This is a genomic window from Tsukamurella asaccharolytica, assembly GCF_007858435.1.
Classification (GTDB): domain Bacteria; phylum Actinomycetota; class Actinomycetes; order Mycobacteriales; family Mycobacteriaceae; genus Tsukamurella; species Tsukamurella asaccharolytica.
This window is the reverse complement of record NZ_VIGW01000002.1, coordinates 296190-315963: the sequence shown is the minus strand read 5'-3', so window position 1 is coordinate 315963 and position 19774 is coordinate 296190. Positions and strand designations below refer to the sequence as shown.

Here is a 19774-nt window from a genome sequence, read left to right as displayed (position 1 = left end):
ACCCCTACGGCGCGATCGCCTCCGAGCGGCGGCGACGTGCGCGAACAGCCAGGTCAGTGCCAGTGCCGTGGTACGGATCACTCTCGCGCCATTCCACGTGTTCCACCACCATGTCCTCGGGGAGCGCCGCCGACAACTCGGCGGCGCCGAAGGTCGGCAGACCGTGACGACCTGACCCGCTCGCTCCGCTCCCGGCGTCGGGGTGCGAGTCGATCTTCTCGTGCGCCAGGAGCAGGAGCAGTCCGCCGGGTGCCAGCGCGTGCGCGACCTTGGCGATCGCCGCCGCGCGGTCCTCCGGATCGGGGTGCACGTAGGCCCAGACGGCCAGGTCGTAGGGCTGGTTGGGGATCGCCTCGCTGGTGATGTCGAGCGGGGTCCAGTGCAGCCGGGCGCGCACGGTGCGCGGCGACCGCGCTGCCACCGTCGCCGCCTTGTCGAGCCCGACGCGCGAGAAGTCGACGGCCGTCACGTCCCACGCGCGGGTGGCGAGCCACAGGGCGTGCCGGCCCTCGCCGGCGCCCACATCCAGGGCCCGCCCGGGCGGCAGCACGGTCACCTGCTCGACGATCCACGGGTCGGGTGGCGTTCCCCACACCAGCTCGGTCGCGCGGTATCGGTCGTCCCACTCCGCGGGCGTGCTCACAGCAGGGCCTCCTTGAGGTAGGCGACGTCGTCGGCGAGGCCGTCCGACGGGGTCTCGAGGATGATCGGTGCTCCGGCGGTGCGGGCCACATCGGCCAAGAGGTCGGGGTCGATGGTGCCGTCCTGCAGGTTGGCGTGCCGGTCGCGCGCGGAGTCGAACTCGTCGCGCGAGTTGTTCAGGTGCACCAGGTCGATCCGGCCGGTGATGGCGAGGACCCGCTCGACGATGCCCATCAGCTCCTCGCCGCCCGCCCAGGCGTGGCAGGTGTCGAGGCAGAAGCCGGCGCCCTGGTCGCCGACCGCGTCCCACAGCCGATCGATGGTCTCCAGCTGGCGGGCGATCGCGCCCTCGCCGCCCGCGGTGTTCTCGATGAGGATCGGCACGCCGAAGCCGCCCTTCTCCTCCTGTCGAGTGAAGAGCTTGCGCCAGTTGTCGATTCCCGCCTGCAGGTCCTCGCCGTCCCGCAGGTGCCCGCCGTGCACTACGAGCCCGAAGGCGCCGAGCTCCGCCGCCGCCGTGGCCTGCTGCTCGACGGCCTTGCGACTCGGCATCCGCAGCCGGTTGTTCAGGCTCGCGACGTTGATGACGTACGCCGAGTGCACGACGATCTCGAGCGGCGAATCCTTGAGCGCCTGGGTCTGCGGATGCGGCTCCGGCTTCTTCCAGCCCTGTGGGTCGGAGACGAACATCTGGATCACGTCCACCCCCAGCTGGGCCGCCGTCTCGACGGGGTGGGTGTCACTGCGGACATGGGCACCGATGCGCATGCACCCAGCCTAGTGCGTCCGCGCCCACGGGGCGCCGGGGCGGTATGTCCTCCCGGCGCAGCCATGCGCGGGGCGCATGGCTCCATCTCCGCAGGTGGGCAGCTGTTTCTGTGGTGCGGTCCATGCGTCGTACCCATACCCGGCCGGTTCCGGCGGTCCGCCGCGCCTGACCGGCCGTGGAGGCTGTGGAGGACCGCGGTCCTGTGGATGACGGCGGTTGGGCGCCCGGTTCGCGGCCGATCGCCGGAGGGCGGCGGCCTACGGTGACGACATGATGGTCACGCGGGCGACGGCGTGGCGGGGCGAGCCCGCCGACGCGTACGAGCGATGGGCGGGGCTCGAGGTCCGTGCGGCGGAGGAACTCGACGCGGCGCTCGAGCGGGCGGCGGCGGAGATCCGCAGCGGGGGAGGCGAACTCGCCGCCAGGCTCGCGGCGATCGACCTGCCCGCCGCCGTCCTGCTCGGCAGCGGCGGGGTGCGGGCACCATCGGCCCCGGTGCGCGCGCCGGACGGACCGGAGTCCGCGGCGCAGCGGGACCGGCGCAATCGCGCGCGCCTCGCTGCGGACCTGCGCGCCACACCACCCGGGGCGCGACTGCGGATGCTCGAGACCATCGACGCGCGATTGCGCGAGCTGGACCGCGGCGGGGAGACCGTGCAGTTGTTCGAGTACGACCCGGACGCCTTCGGCGGTGACGGCGCGGTGTCGGTCGCCATCGGCGATCTCGACACCGCCCGGTCCATCGGCGTCGTGGTCCCGGGCATGGGCACGACCGCGGCCTCGATCGGGGCGGTCACCCGCAACGCAGCGAACCTGCAGACCGCCGCCCGCCGGGCCGACCCGGCGACCCCGACGGCGACGCTGGCGTGGATCGGGTACGACGCACCGTCGGGGCGCGCGGCCGCCGCCCAGGTACTCACCGGCGTGCACGCGCGACGGGGCGCGGCCGAGCTCCGGGACGACCTGGCCGACCTCGCGCGGATGCGACCCGACGATCCGCGGGTGGTGGTCTTCGGGCACAGCTACGGCGCCACGACGGTGACGACGGCGGGTGCGGGAGGCGCACTCGCCGGCACCGTCGACGCGATGGTGCTGCTCGGCTCCCCGGGCGCCGGCCCGGTGCGCTCCGCGGCGGAGCTGGGCGTGCCGGTCCACGTGGCGCGCGACTCGGACGACCCGATCCCGTGGGCGGGCGCGACCAACGGTGCCGCACAGGGCCTGAGACGGTGGTTCGGCGTGGAGCTGGGGCTGGGGATCGACCCGGCGGCACCGTCGTTCGGGGCGAGGGCGGTGGATGCCGAGGGCCCCACGGGGCTCGGTATGGCCGCGCACTCGGCGTACTTCGACGACGGCTCGCCGGCACTGGCCGCGTTCGCATCGATCCTGACGGGAGGGGGAACCGATGCCCGGTGACGAGGTGGATCTCGACGAACTGGCGCGCGTCGCCGCGGCCTGGGAGGACGCGGCCGAGGGTTTCGCCGACCAGGGCGCACGGTGGCGGGCGGCGACGGGGCCGCCGGAGGTGCTGGACTTCGCCGCCCGCGCCGCCGCGACGCTCACCGGCCATGCGGGGGCGGCGAGCGCCGCGGCGCGCCGGCTGCGGGACTACTGCGCGGCGGTCGTGGCGGCCGACGAGGACGGCGCCCGGAGCGTGCGGTGCGCGATCCAGGCAGCGCCGAGCATGAGCACCACGCCGATCGCGGACGTCACCGAGACGCCGGCGTCGAACGCCTGACCGGCGGCCCGGACCAGGGCATCCGCGGTGTCGGCGGGCAGCTGCGTCGCGACGTGGTGCGCCCCGGCGAGCGTCTCGCCGGCGGCGGCGACCTGCTCGCTCGTGAGGCCGGCCGGCACCACGAGCTTCGCGGCGTAGGCGCCGGCGAGGATCGAGCCGAGGACGGCGGTGCCGAGCACGGTGCCGAGCTCGTAGGCGGTCTCCGAGACGGCCGAGGCCGCACCCGCCTTCTCCGCGGGCACCGTCGAGACGATGAGGTCGTTCGACAGCGTCTCGGCGGCGCCGATGCCGATGCCGAGCATCGCGAACGCGATGAGCACGGCGAGCGTCGAGTCGGGCGAGGCGAAGGCCATGACCACGGCGTACGCGGCGGCGGCGATGAGCATGCCGCCCACGACCACGGTCGACGGGGCGATCCACCGCACGACCCGCACCACCAACAGGCCTGCGGCCATCATGGTGATCAGGCCCGGGACCAGGGCCCAGGCCGCGTCCATCGGGCTCATCCCCACCACCAGCTGGAGGTGCTGCGAGATGAAGAACATGAAGCCGACCAGCGAGAAGATGCTGAGCAGGTTCACGGCGACGGCGCCGGAGAAGCGGCGGTTCGTGAACAGCCGCACGTCCAGCATCGGGTCCGGACGGCGCAGCTGCCGCCGCAGGAACAGGCCGGTCGCCGTCACGCCGACGGCCAGGGCCGCCGCGACCACGACGAGGTCGCCACCCTTCGCCAGCGTCTTCACGGCGTAGACGAGGGGGGTCAGTGCGAGGAGCGAGAGCACGATCGACACCGGATCGATGCGGCCCGGGTTGGGGTCGCGCGACTCCGGCACGAAGATCGGCGCCAGCACCAGCAGCGGGATCAGGACGGGCACGGCCATGAGGAAGACCGAGCCCCACCAGAAGTACTCCAGCAGGAAGCCGCCCACGATGGGGCCGAGCGCGGCGCCCGCGGCGAAGCACGACGCCCACACCGCGATCGCGAGCCGCCGCTGCTGAGGATCGGTGAAGATGTTGCGCAGCAACGAGAGCGTGGACGGCATCAGCATGGCGCCGAAGAAGCCGAGGCCCGCACGGGCGGCGATCAGCGCGCCCGCGGTCGGCGCGTACGCCGCCACGACGGACATTGCGGCGAAGCCCGTCGAGCCCAGCAGCAGCAGGCGGCGCCGGCCCAGCCGGTCGCCCAGGCTGCCCATCGAGACGAGCAGGCCGGCGAGCACCAGCGGGTAGACGTCGATGATCCAGAGCTGCTGCGCCGCGGTCGGGCCGAGGGTCGCGGCGATCGACGGCAGCGCGAAGCCGAGCACGGTGCCGTCGATGGAGACGAGCAGCACCGGAAGCATCAGGACCGCGAGGGCACCCCAGTCACGCACCGTGGCGCGCGGGGACGCGGTCGTGGCGGGGAGGGTGGTGGACATAGCGGCACTTCCTGGGTGTCTGGGTTTCGAGAACGTCGATACTGTACCAGCTGGACGGTACACAAACGAGAGACGGTGATCACCTCTACGATGCGAGGTGTGCCGCCCCCTCCCGCAGCCCGTGCGAAATTGCTCGACGCCCTCGTCGAGATCCTGATCGAGCACGGTGAACGCGCCGCGACGCTCGAGGCCGTCGCCGCCGAGGCCGGGGTGAGCAAGGGTGGACTGCTCTATCACTTCGGGACGAAGAAGGCCCTGGTAGACGGGCTCTGCGACTGGCTTGACGAGCTCGTCGACGCCGACGTCGAGGCGATGGCCGCCGCGCCCGAGGGGGCTGTCGATTACTACGTGCGCACGTCGAACTACGACGACTCGCCGCTCGACCGCGCGATCGTCGCGGTGCTGCGGTTGAGCCAGGCCGCGAACGACCGGGCCGAGCGCGCGATCCGCTCGATGCAGGACCGGTTCCTCGCGACCGTGCAGGAGCAGGTGCCCGACGAGGCCACCGCCCGCGCCGTCCTGCTCCTCGGCGACGGCCTCTACTACGACGCCGCCCTCAGCGGCGGCCGCCGCCGCGCCACGGACGAGCAGATGGCGGGCCTGCTCGCCGTCGTCGCCCGCATGGTCGACGGGGCGCCCTGACGGCTCTTTGCTGCCTTGGGACACCCGAGCGAACGAGTTCGTGACATTGTCGCGGACCTAGCGGAGTTTCACGATCGACATGGCGAACAGGTCGGCGACCACGGTGTCTGACGAATTCCAGAACCAGATCTCGTCGTTCCCGGGACCAGTGGAGCAGTAGCAGCCGAGAAGGTGCCGTCGGCTCAGTCGCACTCAGCGCGCGGCGGGCGTTGCCTCGTCGAGGGGGTCCCATACGTCTCCCGGCAGGTCGCCGGGGAGGTGTGGATTGCCGCGCCCGACGAACCGCTCGTCCACGCCGCGCTTGGTCATGGCGTCGTAGTCGCGGAGCGCTCCGAAGGCCCACGACCCCAGCAGCGCGATCGCGACCAGGTTCACCGCCGCCATGAAGGCCATCGCCACGTCGGCGAGCATCCACACGGTGTCGAGCTCCGCTAGTGTTCCGACGACGACGGCCGCGAGGACGAGCGTCTGCAGGAAGCGCAGGCGCGAACCCTCGACGCCGAGGAAGTTGAGATTGATCTCGGCGTAGGAGTAGTTGCCGATGATCGACGAGAACGCGAAGACGAAGACCAGGAGGGCCATCGGCACCGTCGTCCAGGTTCCGAGCACGGCCGCGACGGAATCCTGGGTGAGCACGGCGCCGCCGGACTCCGGGTCACTTCCGGGCGTGTAGACGCCGGAGACCAGCACGATGAACGCGGTCGCGGTGCACACGACCATGGTGTCGACGAAGACGCCGAAGGACTGGATCAGGCCCTGCTTCACCGGATGCGAAACGGTGGCGGTGGCCGCCGTGTTGGGCGCGCTGCCCATGCCGGCCTCGTTCGAGAACAGACCGCGCTTCACACCGTTGAGCAGCGCGGCCAGGATGCCGCCCGCGGTGCCGGCGAGGGCCTCGTCGAGCCCGAAGGCCCCGGCGATGATCTGGCGAATCACCTCGGGGAAGGCCGTGATGTTGAGGGCGATGATCACCAGCGCGATGCCGACGTAGATCAGTGCCATGGCGGGCAGGATCATCTCGGCGACCTTCGCGATACGACGGACGCCGCCGTAGAGGATTGGCGCCGTGACCACCATGAGGCCGACCGCGATCCACGCCGTGTCGACCTGGAAGGTGGCCGCGAGCGAGCTGCCGATCGTGTTGGCCTGCACCATGTTGAAGGCGAAACCGAAGGCGAAGATCAACAGCACCGCGAAGACCATTCCCCAGCGACGCGACCCGAGCCCACGCTGGATGTAATAGGCGGGGCCGCCGCGGAAGCTGCCGTCGGCGCCCTGCACCTTGAACAGCTGCGCGAGCGTTGCCTCCACGAAGGCCGTCGCCATGCCGACGAGCGCCACGACCCACATCCAGAAGACCGCGCCCGGGCCGCCGAGCACGAGCGCCACGCTCACGCCGGCGATGTTGCCGGTGCCGACCCGCGATGCGAGGCCCACGCAGAACGCCTGGAACGAAGAGATGCCGCCCTCGGCGTCCGAGCGCGATGAGCCGATCGCGCGGATCATGCTGGGTAGCAGGCGGACCTGGACGAACCGGGTGCGGACCGTCATGTACGCGCCGACGCCCAGCAGCAGGTAGATCAACACGTAGTTGTACAAGTTCGTGCTGAGCCAGCTGATGCCGGTGTGGACGTGGTCGAAGAGCGAGCTCATCCGGTCCTCTCGTGGAGCATGGGGTGGATCGATGGTGTCATGCGCAGGAGGAAGGCCTCGTCGGGCCTCCCGCACGGGACCGCGGCCGGTGAACCGCCGCCAATTGAGTGACCCTCAGTAGGGTCTTTACCCCGGCCTGACCAGCGGGTAGGTTGGACGCCATGCCATCGATCTTCATCTCCGGCGGTGCCCAGGGCATCGGCCGGGCCACGGCCCTGCGTTTCCTGTCCGAGGGGTGGACGGTGGGCGTCTACGACGTCAACGCCGCCGCGCTGGAGGAGTTGAAGGCCGCGCATCCCGCGATCGTGACCGGCGTGCTCGACGTGACCGACTACGACCAGTGGGAGGCGGCGCTCGCCGATTTCACGCAGCACACCGGCGGTGATCTGACGGTGCTGGACAACAACGCGGGCGTGCTCTTCGGCGGCGACCTCGAGGAGATCACGCCGCAGCAGATCAAGCTGCAGATCGACATCGACGCCCTGGGCGTCACGTACGGCGCGAAGGCCGCGCTGCCGTACCTCAAGGGGCGGCCGGGCGCGCACCTGGTGAACATCAGCTCGGCATCGGCGATCTACGGCCAGCCCGGCATCGCCACCTACAGTTCGGCGAAGTTCTACGTCTCCGGTCTCACCGAGGCGCTGGAGCTGGAATGGGAGAAGCACGGCGTGCGCGTCGTCGCGATCTGGCCGCTGTGGGCGAAGACGGCTCTCGCCGATACCGACGCCAAGAGCACGCGCACCCTCGGGGTGAACCTCACTCCGGAGGAGGTCGCCGAGCAGGTGTGGAACTCGGTGCATCCCGGGATCCGTGTGCCGTTCCTACCCCGGATCCACTATTCCGTCGGAACCTTGACCACGGTGCTGTCCAATTCGAGTAAGTTCGCCCCGAGGTCGGTCGTGCGCCTGATCAACCAGATCACCAGCCAGTAGTCGTTGCCGGCCGCAGTTCCCATCTGAGAAGGAGTCTCCACCACCGTGATTGCGACCACGATGCAGGACGGCGAGCTGACGATCGCTCGTCTCGTCGAGTACAGCCGCCGCGTCTTCCCCGAGGCCAAGATCACCACGTGGACCGGCGAGGGGCTCCGCGACCTCTCCTTCGCCGAGGTCGGCGACAAGGCCGCGCAGCTCGCCCACGCCCTCACGAAGCTGGGCGTGCAGCGCGGCGACCGCGTCGCGACGTTCATGTGGAACAACAACGAGCACCAGGTGGCTTACGCCGGCGTGCCTGCGATGGGTGCCGTGCTCCACACCCTGAACCTGCGACTCTCGCCCGAGCAGGCCGTGTTCATCATCAACCAGGCCGACGACAAGGTGATCCTCGTCGACGCCTCCGTCGCGCCGCTGCTCGGCAAGTACCTGGCCGCGACCCCGAACGTGCAGCACGTCATCGTCGCGAACGGCCCCAAGGAAGCGCTCGAGGCGCCCGAGGGCATCACGGTGCACTCCTTCGACGAGCTCCTCGCCGGCGAGTCCACCACTTTCGCGTGGCCCGAGATCGCGGAGCGCGACCCGGCCGTCATGTGCTACACCTCCGGCACCACCGGCGACCCCAAGGGCGTCGTCTACAGCCACCGCAGCATCTGGCTGCACTCGATGCAGGTGAACTCGTCGTCGGGCATGGCGCTCGGCAACGCCGACTCCGTGCTCGCCATCGTGCCGATGTTCCACGTCATGTCGTGGGGACTGCCCTACGCGGCGATGATGGGCGGCATCACGCTGATCATGCCCGACCGCTTCCTGCAGCCCGAGCCGCTGCTGCAGATCCTCGACGCCACGAAGGCGACCTTCGCCGCTGCCGTGCCCACCATCTGGGCCGGCGTCGCCGCGCAGCTCGCCGCGAAGCCGCAGGACATCTCCCACCTGCGCGAGGTCGTCGTCGGCGGCGCCGCCGTGCCCCCGTCGATGATCCGCACCTTCGACAAGCTCGGCACGCGCATCGTGCACGCCTGGGGCATGACCGAGACCTCGCCGCTCGGCTCGGTCTCGCGCCCGCCCTTCGGCATCGAGGACGCGACCGAGGAGTTCGCCTACCGCGTCACGCAGGGCCGCTTCCCCGCGTCGGTGCAGGCGCGTCTCATCGACGACGAGGGCAACGAGCAGCCCTGGGACGGCGAGGCCGCCGGCGAGCTGGAGGTCCGCGGTCCCTGGATCACCGGCTCCTACTACTCGCCCGAGGGCAACGTCGCCGACGAGTCGAAGTTCCACGACGGCTGGCTGCGCACCGGCGATGTGGCGTCGATCAGCCCGGACGGCTTCATGACCATCCGCGACCGCACCAAGGACATGATCAAGACCGGCGGTGAGTGGATCAGCTCCGTCGAGCTGGAGAACACGGTCATGAGCAACCCGACCATCGCGGAGGCCGCCGTCGTCGGCGTACCCGACGAGAAGTGGGGCGAGCGTCCCTTCGTGCTCGCCGTGGTCAAGGACGAGGCCGACGCCGACGCCGAGAAGCAGCGGGCCTTCCTGAGTGATCTGCTGCCCAAGTGGCAGCTCCCCGAGCGTTGGGCGTTCGTCACGGAGGTACCCAAGACCTCGGTCGGGAAGTTCGACAAGAAGGTCATCCGCGCCGAATACGCCGACGAGACCTACACCGTGGTGGACACGCGCGGCTGACGCAGCGCTGACGACGGGGCCGTCGCCGCCGGCGATTCTTAGGGTTCCGTGAGGTATCCGGACGACCGCTCGCGAGCGCGGCCCCCGCGTGCCAGGCTTGACCCATGTCCGAGGAGACCGCGACTCCCGCCGAGGTCCGCGCGCCGGCCTGGGTCGCCGCGCTGGCCGGAGTCCTCGCCGGCGTCGCGGGATTGGCGGTGGCGGAGCTCGTCGCCGCCGTCCTCGCTCCCGGGGCCAGCACGGTCTTCGCGGGCGGCGCGACGGTCATCGACGCCGCGCCGCCGTGGCTCAAGGACTTCGCCGTCGAATCCTTCGGCACCGCCGACAAGGCGGTCCTGCTCGGCACGATGGGCGTCGTGCTGGCCCTGGGCGCGGCGGCCGCGGGCATGCTCGAACTGCGCCGCCCGCCCTGGGGCGCGGTGCTGTTCGGCATCGTCGGGATCGTGGGAGCGATCACGGCCCTCCTGCGCCCGGACGCGACGGCGACGTGGGCGGTCCCGAGCCTCGTGGGCATCGCCGCAGCTCTCCTGGTGCTGTGGCAGGCGATACGTCGCCTGCGCCCCGACGCGGAAGCCCCGGGCGGGAGTGCCGCGATCGACCGGCGCGGCTTCCTCCTCGTCGCGGGCGCGGCCACGGGGACGACGCTGCTCGCCCTCGCCGGGGCCCGCCTGCTCTCGGCGGGAGCGGTGGCGGTGAAGGCCGCGCAGGAGACGCTCCGGCTGCCGCTACCGAAGACGCCGGCGGCGGCGGTCCCGTCGGGCGCCGACCTGGGGATCGACCGGCTCACCCCGTACATCACGCCCACCGCGGACTTCTATCGCATCGACACCGCGCTGCGCGTGCCTCAGCTCGATCCGGCGGCCTGGTCGCTGCAGGTGCACGGCATGGTCGACGCGCCCTTCACCCTCACGTGGGACGAGCTGTTGGCGCTACCGCTGGAGGAGCACCACGCGACGCTCGCGTGCGTGAGCAACGAGGTGGGCGGCGACCTCATCGGCAACGCCCTCTGGCTCGGCTACCCGATCCGGGCGCTGTTGGAGCGTGCGCGGCCCCGGGCGGGCGCCGACATGGTGCTCTCGCGCAGCAGCGACGGCTTCACCGCGGGCACCCCGCTGGAGGTGCTACGCGATCCCGCCCGCGCTGCGCTGCTCGCCATCGGCATGAACGGCGAGCCGCTGCCCGTCATCCACGGCTTCCCGGCCCGGCTCGTGGTGCCAGGCCTGTACGGCTACGTCTCGGCGACCAAGTGGGTGACCTCGCTCAAGGTCACGACCTTCGCCGCCGACCAGGGCTACTGGACGCCGCGGGGGTGGTCGGCGCTCGGCCCGGTCAAGGTGCAGTCGCGCATCGACGTGCCGCGCGGATCCGTCGCCGCCGGTGAGGTGACCGTGGCCGGGGTCGCCTGGGCGCAGCACACCGGCATCGCCCGTGTGGAGGTCCGCGCCGACGGCGGTGAGTGGGTGCCGGCCCGGCTCGCGGACACCGTCGGTCCCGACACCTGGCGGCAATGGAGCGTCCCGATCCCACTCGAACGAGGCGAGCACACCCTCGAGGTGCGTGCCACCGACGCGGCGGGGAAGGTCCAGACCGATGCGCAGGCGCCGCCCGCCCCCGACGGTGCCACCGGGTGGCACCGGGTGGTCGTCACCGCGCGCTGATCGGCGCGTGCTCGGTCAGGCGGCCTGGTCCGGCGCCGTGGATCGGTGCTTATGTCTTGTGGGGGTTACCGTTTCGACGGTGTGCCGTCCGCTCGGATCGTCGATGACTGCGCTGTGCCAGCCGGTGGCTTCCTTGGCGTAGTTGCATGCCGCGCACAGGCCCTGCCCGTTCGCGAACTCGGTGGGGCCGCCTTTCGCGTCTGGCACGACGTGGTCGATGTGGCTGATCGGTGCGTCGCAGTACGGGGTGCGGCAGTACCGGTCGCGTGCTCGGATCATCTCCGCGAGCCCGGGCGGGAAGCACCGCTGCCGCGAGTCCATCCCGACGACCGCACCCGATTCAGGTGCGAGGTAGAGCCGTTTGACCCAGGCGACGCCTGCGGCGGTGGCTTTGCCGATGAGGTTGCGGGCGATCTCCGCCGGCACCGTCCCGCCGCCGTCGAGGTGCGCCGTCCCGGGCCGGTCACCGAGGAGCACTGTCGCGGGGATTGTCAGGTTCACCAGCACCGGCTGGCCCTCGGCGGCGTCGCGGCCGGTGATCCGCGCGAAGGCGGTGTCGGCCATGACCTGCCCTCGGGTGCGCAGGTCCCCGGCGACCCCGACCAGGGTGTCGGCGTGCCTGCGCAGCGCGGCGTAGACGCCGACGCCCTGCGCGACCGGCAGCAGCAGCGACACCCGCGCCATCCCTTCGGGCAGGGGACGGATGGTGACCGTGCGGTCCTTCTCCGCGGAGGCGTCCCGATCGACGGTGCCCCGCCCGTCCAGCGCGTACGCGACCTGCTTCACGCGGGCGGCGAGCTGCTTGAGCCCCATCCCCGCCAGCGTTCCCGGGTCGGAGCACAGCTGCTCGTCCGCGCGGCGCCGGTCCGCGTCGTCCAGGTGCGATAGGCCGGAGACGATCACCGGGACGGCCTCCGGGGAGAGGTCACCCTCGCGCAGCCGCGCGCGGGTGTGCGGGAGGCTCTTCTCCAACTCCACCGCCCGCGCCAGGAACTTCGCGGCGGTGTTCAGTGACAGGTGCAGCGCCAGCCCGATCTCCGCGGCGACGCCCTGCTGCCAGCGGTCCTGCGGCAACCCGGCCGCGATCCGCTCGCACACCCGCTCCCGCAGCAACGCCACCGCCGACCGGTACTGCTCGAACACCGTCCGGCAGCGCCGCCGTTCCATCGAACGCAACCGCTCGGCCACGCCGTCGGCAGATCCCGGATCGGGCGGCTGATCATCCTCTACAACAAGGTCTTCGTCCATAACCCGACGCTACGCCGACCCACCGACAAGTTTCGAACTTGTGATCGATTCTCCCGAGGTGGCGAAGGCCGTGCAGACGGAGCTAGGGGAGGGACTTCGCCGCGCACAGGCGGGACGGGTCCTCCATCACCACGCGCACGCCGTAACCCACGTCGGAGGAGAGCTGGGTCAGCAGGTAGGCCGCCACCGTCGAGATGCGGGTGACATCGGCGAGATCGAGGACGATGGTGCTGCCGCTCTGCGCGCGGCCGAGGCTCAGCGCCTCGTGCACGACCTCCTCCACGGCCACGAAGTCCACCTCGCCGCGAAGGCGCAGCACCGTCCGGCCGGACGACGGGTCGGTGGTCACCGAGGCGACCGCGCTCACCGGGATGATCGGCCGGTTCAGCAGGTGCATGCCGAATTCGCCGCTCATGCGCTGCAGTACCGCGACGCCGCGGCTGGAGTTGCCGGCCTCGTCGAGTGGTGGGCTGAAGACGCCGATGCCGTACTCGCCCGGCGTGGCCGCGACGATGCCGCCGCCCACGCCCGACTTAGCGGGGATGCCCACCGAGACCATCCACGCGCCGGATCGGTCGTACATGCCGCACCCCGTCATCACCGACAGGACGTGCCGCGCGACTTCCGCGCCGACTACCCGCTCCCCGGTGACGGGGTTGACGCCGCCCGCGGCGAGCGTGCTGCCCATGACCGCGACGTCGTGCGCGTCGACGAGCAGCGAGCACTGCCGGAAATACGGGTCCAGCGCGTCCTCGACGGGTATCCGCAGCGCGTTGGTGGAGCGCGCGAGCGCTGCGAGCGCCAGGTTGCGGAAGCCCGTGCCGGCCTCCGAGGCGTACACCGATTCGTCCAGCTCCAGCTCGCGGCCCGCGAAGCGGGACAGGCCGGACCGGATCGCGGCGAACCGCTCGGCACCGTCGGCGCCCGGGATCAGCGACGTCGTGACGATCGCGCCCGCGTTGATGAGGGGGTTCTCCGGCCGGCCGGACGGGTCGAAGCTGATCGCGTTGAAGGCCTCGCCGCTGGGTTCGACGCCGATCCGCTCGCACACCGCCTCGACGCCCAGGGCCTCCAGGGCGAGGGCGTAGACGAAGGGTTTGCTCATCGACTGGATGGTGAAGGGCGTGCGGTAGTCGCCCGTGCCGTACGAGTGCCCGTGCACCGAGACCGCCGCGATCCCGAAGGCCTCGGGGTCGGCCGTCGCCAACTGGGGGATGTAGTCGGCGACGGCGCCGGGATGGTCCTCGCGGCGCACGTCGTCGAGCACACGGGCCATCGCCGCGTTGACGGGGTTGTCGGTGAACCCGGTGAGGCCGCCGGGCTGTCGGTCCGTGCTCGTCTCACTCATACCGCAAAACTATCCGACGGTGACCGCCGCCGCCGGGGGCGTCGATGGCAGACGCGGCGGGTACACCCGAAGTCGCCGAGATCGCCCTCGACGGGGCGAGTATCGTTGCAGTCACCGTGACGTGACCAGGTGAGCAGCGCATACCCGCGGATATCGCCAGTCGGCATTGCCGCAGACAATTCTTTGGAGTAACAGCTATGACGAACACGCTGCCGGACGGCCGGGCCTTGGACGACGCCGTCGCCGCCGGGGCCCGGGCCTACGAGCTCGACCGCGCCCACGTCTTCCACTCGTGGTCGGCGCAGGCGCAGATCAACCCCATGACGATCATCGCCTCCCAGGGCTCGTACGTGTGGGACGGGGAGGGGCGCAAGCTCCTCGACTTCAGCTCGCAGATGGTGAACACCAATATCGGCCACCAGCACCCGAAGGTCGTGGCAGCCATCGCGGAGCAGGCCGCGAAGATCTGCACCATCGCGCCCCAGCACGTCAACGAATCCCGCAGCGAGGCGGCGCGGCTCATCGCCGAGCGCACCCCGGGCGACCTGGACAAGGTCTTCTTCACCAACGGCGGCGCCGACGCCGTGGAGCACGCCATCCGCATGGCCCGCGTCCACACCGGCCGCCGCAAGGTGCTCAGCCGCTACCGCAGCTACCACGGCGGCACCGAGCTCGCGATCAACGTCACCGGCGACACCCGCCGGTTCGCGAGCGACTTCGGCGGGGAGTCCGTCGCGCACTTCGACGGGCCCTTCCTCTACCGGTCGTCCTTCTACGCGACCACCGAGGAGGAGGAGAGCCAGCGCGCGCTCGAGCACCTGGAGCGCACCATCGTGCTCGAGGGCCCGGCCACCATCGCCGCGATCATCCTCGAGTCGATCCCCGGCACGCCCGGCATCATGGTGCCGCCGCCCGGCTACCTCGCCGGTGTCCGCGAGCTGTGCACGAAGTACGGGATCGTCATGATCGCCGATGAGGTGATGGCCGGCTTCGGTCGCGCCGGGAAGTGGTTCGCCATCGAGCACGCCACCACCGCGGCCGGGCCCGTCGTGCCCGACCTGCTGACCTTCGCCAAGGGCTCGAACAGCGGCTACGTGCCGCTCGGCGGCGTCGCGATCAGCGGTGAGATCGCCGCGACCTTCGCCGACAAGCCCTACCCGGGAGGCCTCACCTACTCCGGCCACCCGCTGGCCACGGCTGCGGCGGTCGCGACGATCAACGCGATGGCCGAGGAGGGCATGGTCGAGAACGCCGCGACGATCGGCGAGGAGATCATCCGGCCCACGCTGGAGGAGTTCAAGGCCAAGCACCCGTCCGTCGGCGACGTCCGCGGCGAGGGCGTCTTCTTCGCGATCGAGCTGGTGCGCGACAAGGAGACCCGGGAGCCGCTGGCGCCCTACGGCGGCACCAGCCCGGCGATGAACGAGACCGTCGGCGCGCTCAAGAAGGGTGGCCTGCTGCCCTTCGCCAACTACAACCGCATCCACGTCGTGCCGCCGTGCAACGTCTCCGCCGACGAGGCCCGCGAGGGCCTCGCCATCATCGACGAGGCGCTGAACGTCGCGGACGCGCACACCGTCTGACCCGAAGCAGTCAGGAGCCCGACATGCCCGCTCTCAAGCCCGTCCTCCCTGCTGAACTGCAGGCCGGGCGTCCCGGCGTGTACGAGTTCTCGGTGCGCTCCGCGCGGCCCGTGTCGTGGGTCTGGGGTGAGCTGACCTCGGACCGTCCCCTGCACTGGTGCAAGGGGATCCGGAAGGTCGAGTGGACCAGCCCGCGGCCCTTCGCCGCCGGCTCCACTCGTCGGGTACACCTCGGCCCCGGCGTCAGCGCCGACGAGCTCTTCTACTCCTGGGAGGAGTCGGAGACGTTGTGCGAGAAGGCCTTCTACGTGCAGTCCGCGACCGCCCCCGGCCTGGCGCGGCTCGCGGAGAAGTACCGCGTCGAGGCGCACACCGACGGCGGCTCCGTGTTCAACTGGACGCTCCTCGTCGAGCCGGTGGGAGGCGACCGCGTGCTCGGGCTCAGCGGCCTCCCGGTGGGGCTGATCGTGAAGTGGCTGCAGCGCGACACCGAGCGCTACCTCGGCTCGGCGTAGTCGTCAGCACCGCAGAATCCGCACGATCGAATCGGGTCGTGCGGATTTTGCATTCTGCGCTAGTGTCGGCGCATGAACCCGGGTGGTCAGCAGTCGCAGTAGGACGGAACGCGGCGTCATCGACGCCGACGAACATGCCGCCGCCCGGGCGAAGATCCTTACGGACAGTTGAGCCGGAAGGACTTCTGCAGGTTCCGGCGGCGACACGCCGGGTGCCGGCCGCCGCAACCTGCAGGAACTTCAGGAGTCAGGCCCGGATCGGGTCCAGGCCCACAGGCAGGTCGTGATCGCCCGCCGCGCAGTCGCAGGGCGCGGTGGGGTCGGTCGCGGCGATGGTCTTCGTCAGCACGTCGGTCAGCCGCGGCAGGTTCGCGCGGAACTCGGCGAGGACGTCCTCGGCGCGCACGCCCGCGCCGGATTCGATCCCCGCATCCAGATCGGTGACCAGCGCGATCGAGGCGTAGCAGAGCTTGAGCTCGCGGGCCAGCGCGGCCTCGGGCAGGCCCGTCATGTTCACCAGGTCCCAGCCCTGCGCGGCGTACCAGCGGCTCTCGGCGCGGGTGGAGAACCGCGGGCCCTCGATGACGACCATCGTCGACGCCGTGCGGTCCGCGTGCGGCGCCGCCGCGGCCCGCAGGACGGGGCAGTAGGGGTCGGCGAAGCTCACGTGCACCCCGCCACCGTCGAAGTAGGTCGACGGGCGCGTGGTCGTCCGGTCGACGAGTTGGTCCGGGACGGCGATCGTGCCGGGGCCGGCGGCACCGTCGAGGCTCCCGACGGCGCACGGCGCGAGCACCTTGCGCACCCCGAGGCTGCGCAGGGCCCACAGGTTCGCCCGGTAGGGCACCGTGTGCGGTGAGAACTCGTGGTTCCGGCCGTGGCGCGGCAGGAACGCCACCTCGCGGCCCGCGATCTCGCCGACGGCGATCGGTCCGCTCGGCCGCCCGTACGGGGTATCGACGGTGCGGTGTTCGGCCCCGTCCGGCAGGAACCGGTACAGCCCGGTCCCCCCGATCACGCCGATCATGCGGCGCCCCCGAGCCGGCCCCGGATGGCGTCGGCGACCTCGTCGGGCCGCCCCACGTCGAAGGACTGCTCCGAGCCGTCGCCGAGGGTGATGCAGAGCCGCTGCCGGGTGCGGTTGAACAACCCGACGCGCTCCTCGGCGATGCCGGCGGCCGCGATGTGTTTGAGCTGGACCGCGAACGGCGTGCCCTGCAGCTTCGATGCGATGCCGGCGGGGCGGAACCGCAGATGGGTATCGGTCAATTCCAGATGCCCCGGAACGGCGCCGCTGCGCCTGCCGATGCTGAGGACGCGGGTCGCCGGCCACCTGAGATCAGTCACGCTGCCAGAATAGGTCGAGCCGGGGTCGATGTTCGCGGTAGCATCGGCTCTCCGCGTTTGTAAGGATGGGAGTAAAGATGCCGTACTTCGGTGCGATCGTCATGCTGCTGTCGGTGGCGGCGCTCATCGACGTGATCGTCGCGGACGAGCAGCGGGTGCGCCACCTGCCCAAGGCCGGCTGGTTGATCATCGTGCTCCTCATTCCTCTGGCGGGGCCGCTCATCTGGTTCGTCCTGGGCCGGCCCGTCGGGGCGGTCGCCGCCGGGGTTCCGTCGCGCACCGCTGGAAGTCCGGGCGAGCGCCCGGGTCGGGGGATCGCCCGGTACCCGGACGATGACGACGAGTTCCTCCGGCAGTGCCGTGAGCGTGTCGAGGACCAGCGGCGCCGGGCCAGGGAGCTGGACGCCCGCAACCGCCCGGACACGGCCGAGGACACGGACTGAACCCCGTTCCGGCGCGCGGACTGGGCGGCATCTACCGCTCGTCCCTCAGGATCCTCCGCGCGAATCCTGGACCGACGCTGGGACTGTCGGCCGTGCTGCTGACGACGATCGCGGCGCTCGGCCTGCTCGCTCGCCTGCCGCTCATCGACGACTCGCGGTCGACCGCCGTCGCCGACCGGGACGTCCGTCAGATACTGGAACTGATCGGGCTGTACCCGGCGGGTACGGTCCTGGTCACCCTGACCTGGGTTGTGGTCAGTGTTGCGGTGGCCGCATTGTGCACCGTGGTGACCTACCGCCATTCCGGCGGCGACCGCACCTCCCTGCGGGTCGCGTGGCGTCAGGCGCGGCCGCGGCTCCCGGCGGCTCTCGGTCTCGGTGGCCTGAACGCGGTGGTGATCCTCACGCCGATCGTCGTCGCCGTCGCGACAGCCATCGCGCTCGCTGTACGTGCGGGGCCGGACGGCGCGCGCCTGACCTCGACGGCCCTGTTGGGGTGCGCCGCGCTGATCGTGATCGCGCTGCTGCCGGCTCTCGCTCTCTCGGGACCGATGTTGGTGATCGAGGGGCTGAAGCCCGTCGATGCCCTCTGGCGCGCCGTTGCACTGCAACGTCGCGGATACGGGCGACTCCTGGGTCGTGTCGTCTGCACGTATCTACTGGTCATCGTGGTCTCGATGGTCGCGAATCTGCCGTTCATTCTGACCGCGCGTCCGGAGGGCGACGAGGGGATGCAGACGTTCCTGAGGCTGGCGCTCGCGAACGGGGGTTGGGTGATCGGCCAGCTCACGGTCCTCCCCTTCCTGTTCGTGACCAACGCGCAGCTCTACGCCGACCAGATGGTCCGGAGCGAGGGAGTCGAGAATCTCGTCCACTCCGTTCAACTCGAAAACGAATGAGAGAAACCGCGGGCGTGATTCACGCATTCTATTAGAGCGGGTGGGTGCGGAGTATTCGACGATGTCGAAGAAGTGAGCGTGACGCCGCTACGAATGTCGAATTCCCCGGTTTACGTGCCATGACCAGGTCGTTTCGTGCAACGATTTGTGAATGGGACAACGTCAAAGGAGTTTCGATGTCGCGTGATCGGACAGCGGCCCCCGACCCGGGGGGAACGCTCGGACCAGCCCTGGCAGAGCGGCACGTCACCGTGCCCGACGGCCGCACGGTGCGCACGGTCGTGGCGGGGTCCGGCGCCGGGCCACTGGTCGTCTTCGAGGCCGGCATCAGTGGGACGGCCGACACCTGGGTCCACTCCCAGCGCGCAGTCAGTGCGCATTGCCGCACTCTCGCCTACGACCGCGCCGGTTACGGCGGCAGCGACGTCGACGCCGCGGACCGCACGCTGGAACGGATCGTCGACGACCTCACCTCCGTTCTCGACGCCTCGAATGAAACAGGGCCGGTGGTCCTGGTCGGCCACAGCTGGGGCGGGCCCATCGCGCGGCTCTTCGCCGACAGGTATCCCCAACGGGTGGCCGGCCTGGTCCTCGTCGACTCCAGCGTCGCAGAGGTCTTCTCCGAGAGAAGCGTGCGATCGATACGGTGGATGTTCCGTGTCCTGCGCGGCCTGATTCGGGCCGGAGGGGGAAGGCTCGCTGTGCGAGCGTTTCTCCCCCATGGTGTTTCGACGGAAGTCAGTCAAGCCGATCTCGCCACCATCACGCGCGACTGGATCAGCGTCCGTGCCATGGAGGCCGCGGGACGCGAGGCGGAGCACATCGTCGACGCTTTTCCCCTGATGCGGCGGCTACAGGTCACCGGCCCGCCCGATGTTCCAACGATCTGTCTGCAGGGCGGTCGCATCGACATGGGTGCGAAGAACAGTCGCAGGATCATCATCGATTCAGCCGTCGACTCGATGGCGCGAGTCTCCAACGGCAAGGCCGTCGTTATCGAGGACGCGGGGCACCTGATTCCGCTGGAGGCCCCGTCGGCCATGCACTCGGCGATCTTCGAGGTGCTGACCGCGGCACGGACGAACTCACGGCTCGAGGGGGCATCCGGCGGGCCGGTTGATCGGTGACCGGGTCGCTGGTCGGCCTCGCGTCCGCGCCTGGACCGCGCCCGGATCGTGGAGCCGATGACGGGAATCGAACCCGCGCTACCTGCTTGGGAAGCTGACCGAAGCCGATTCGGGAAGTTCGCTGCG

Annotated in this window: 18 protein-coding genes; 10 read left to right on the top strand and 8 right to left on the bottom strand. The window is 70.8% G+C overall.

Features of this window, described 5'->3' with window-relative positions:
• Positions 1–4: 4 nt before the first annotated feature.
• Both FK529_RS04795 and FK529_RS04790 read right to left on the bottom strand, forming a co-directional pair.
• Positions 5–643 (bottom strand): class I SAM-dependent methyltransferase, encoded by a 639-nt coding sequence (locus FK529_RS04795; RefSeq protein WP_146559883.1) that lies wholly within the window; start codon positions 641–643, stop codon positions 5–7.
• Entirely contained in the window at positions 640–1410 is a 771-nt protein-coding gene (locus tag FK529_RS04790; RefSeq protein ID WP_146559882.1) for a deoxyribonuclease IV, read from the bottom strand. Before FK529_RS04790 ends, FK529_RS04795 begins: the two co-directional genes overlap by 4 nt.
• 271 nt (positions 1411–1681) lie before the next feature.
• On the opposite strand from FK529_RS04790, the gene FK529_RS04785 reads away from it, so the two are divergent.
• On the top strand, positions 1682–2824 hold the full coding sequence (locus FK529_RS04785) for an alpha/beta hydrolase (protein WP_146559881.1): 1143 nt from the start codon (positions 1682–1684) through the stop codon (positions 2822–2824).
• Positions 2825–3016: 192 nt separating this feature from the next.
• On the opposite strand, the gene FK529_RS04780 is transcribed toward FK529_RS04785, so the two are convergent.
• Complete coding sequence (locus FK529_RS04780) at positions 3017–4564, bottom strand: MFS transporter (RefSeq protein ID WP_146559880.1); 1548 nt, start codon at positions 4562–4564, stop codon at positions 3017–3019.
• A 90-nt stretch (positions 4565–4654) separates the two neighbouring features.
• Between FK529_RS04780 and FK529_RS04775 the strand changes: the two genes are divergently transcribed.
• Complete coding sequence (locus FK529_RS04775; protein WP_331456315.1) at positions 4655–5206, top strand: TetR/AcrR family transcriptional regulator; 552 nt, start codon at positions 4655–4657, stop codon at positions 5204–5206.
• A gap of 192 nt (positions 5207–5398) precedes the next feature.
• On the opposite strand, the gene FK529_RS04770 is transcribed toward FK529_RS04775, so the two are convergent.
• Positions 5399–6859, bottom strand: a complete 1461-nt coding sequence (locus FK529_RS04770) for an alanine/glycine:cation symporter family protein (protein WP_146559878.1) — start codon at positions 6857–6859, stop codon at positions 5399–5401.
• A 161-nt stretch (positions 6860–7020) separates the two neighbouring features.
• On the opposite strand from FK529_RS04770, the gene FK529_RS04765 reads away from it, so the two are divergent.
• The 3 genes from FK529_RS04765 to FK529_RS04755 all read left to right on the top strand — a co-directional run bounded on the left by FK529_RS04765 (position 7021) and on the right by FK529_RS04755 (position 11138).
• Positions 7021–7791, top strand: coding sequence for an SDR family oxidoreductase (locus tag FK529_RS04765; RefSeq protein WP_146559877.1), 771 nt, complete (start codon positions 7021–7023; stop codon positions 7789–7791).
• A 60-nt stretch (positions 7792–7851) separates the two neighbouring features.
• Entirely contained in the window at positions 7852–9480 is a 1629-nt protein-coding gene (locus tag FK529_RS04760; RefSeq protein ID WP_146560144.1) for a long-chain fatty acid--CoA ligase, read from the top strand.
• 104 nt (positions 9481–9584) lie between these two features.
• Positions 9585–11138, top strand: a complete 1554-nt coding sequence (locus FK529_RS04755; protein ID WP_146559876.1) for a molybdopterin-dependent oxidoreductase — start codon at positions 9585–9587, stop codon at positions 11136–11138.
• Between the two features lie 15 nt (positions 11139–11153).
• Here FK529_RS04755 and FK529_RS04750 read toward each other — a convergent pair whose 3' ends face one another.
• Both FK529_RS04750 and glsA read right to left on the bottom strand, forming a co-directional pair.
• Positions 11154–12386 carry an HNH endonuclease gene (locus FK529_RS04750; RefSeq protein ID WP_146559875.1) on the bottom strand — a complete coding sequence of 411 codons (1233 nt, stop codon included), beginning with the start codon at positions 12384–12386 and terminating at the stop codon, positions 11154–11156.
• A gap of 82 nt (positions 12387–12468) precedes the next feature.
• Positions 12469–13734 (bottom strand): glutaminase A, encoded by a 1266-nt coding sequence (gene glsA, locus FK529_RS04745; RefSeq protein ID WP_146559874.1) that lies wholly within the window; start codon positions 13732–13734, stop codon positions 12469–12471.
• Positions 13735–13931: 197 nt separating this feature from the next.
• Between glsA and FK529_RS04740 the strand changes: the two genes are divergently transcribed.
• Both FK529_RS04740 and FK529_RS04735 read left to right on the top strand, forming a co-directional pair.
• The gene (locus FK529_RS04740) at positions 13932–15317 is read left to right on the top strand and encodes an aspartate aminotransferase family protein (protein WP_146559873.1); all 1386 of its coding nucleotides are present in this window, start codon (positions 13932–13934) and stop codon (positions 15315–15317) included.
• Positions 15318–15340: 23 nt separating this feature from the next.
• On the top strand, positions 15341–15832 hold the full coding sequence (locus tag FK529_RS04735; protein WP_146559872.1) for an SRPBCC family protein: 492 nt from the start codon (positions 15341–15343) through the stop codon (positions 15830–15832).
• A gap of 247 nt (positions 15833–16079) precedes the next feature.
• Here FK529_RS04735 and FK529_RS04730 read toward each other — a convergent pair whose 3' ends face one another.
• Positions 16080–16859, bottom strand: coding sequence for an S-methyl-5'-thioadenosine phosphorylase (locus tag FK529_RS04730; protein WP_146559871.1), 780 nt, complete (start codon positions 16857–16859; stop codon positions 16080–16082).
• Entirely contained in the window at positions 16856–17179 is a 324-nt protein-coding gene (locus FK529_RS04725; RefSeq protein WP_146559870.1) for a hypothetical protein, read from the bottom strand. Before FK529_RS04725 ends, FK529_RS04730 begins: the two co-directional genes overlap by 4 nt.
• A 77-nt stretch (positions 17180–17256) precedes the next feature.
• Between FK529_RS04725 and FK529_RS04720 the strand changes: the two genes are divergently transcribed.
• The 3 genes from FK529_RS04720 to FK529_RS04710 all read left to right on the top strand — a co-directional run bounded on the left by FK529_RS04720 (position 17257) and on the right by FK529_RS04710 (position 19648).
• Positions 17257–17622, top strand: a complete 366-nt coding sequence (locus FK529_RS04720; protein ID WP_146559869.1) for a PLD nuclease N-terminal domain-containing protein — start codon at positions 17257–17259, stop codon at positions 17620–17622.
• Between the two features lie 92 nt (positions 17623–17714).
• On the top strand, positions 17715–18521 hold the full coding sequence (locus FK529_RS04715; protein WP_146559868.1) for a hypothetical protein: 807 nt from the start codon (positions 17715–17717) through the stop codon (positions 18519–18521).
• A 176-nt stretch (positions 18522–18697) separates the two neighbouring features.
• Entirely contained in the window at positions 18698–19648 is a 951-nt protein-coding gene (locus tag FK529_RS04710) for an alpha/beta fold hydrolase (protein ID WP_158635047.1), read from the top strand.
• Positions 19649–19774 lie beyond the last annotated feature (126 nt).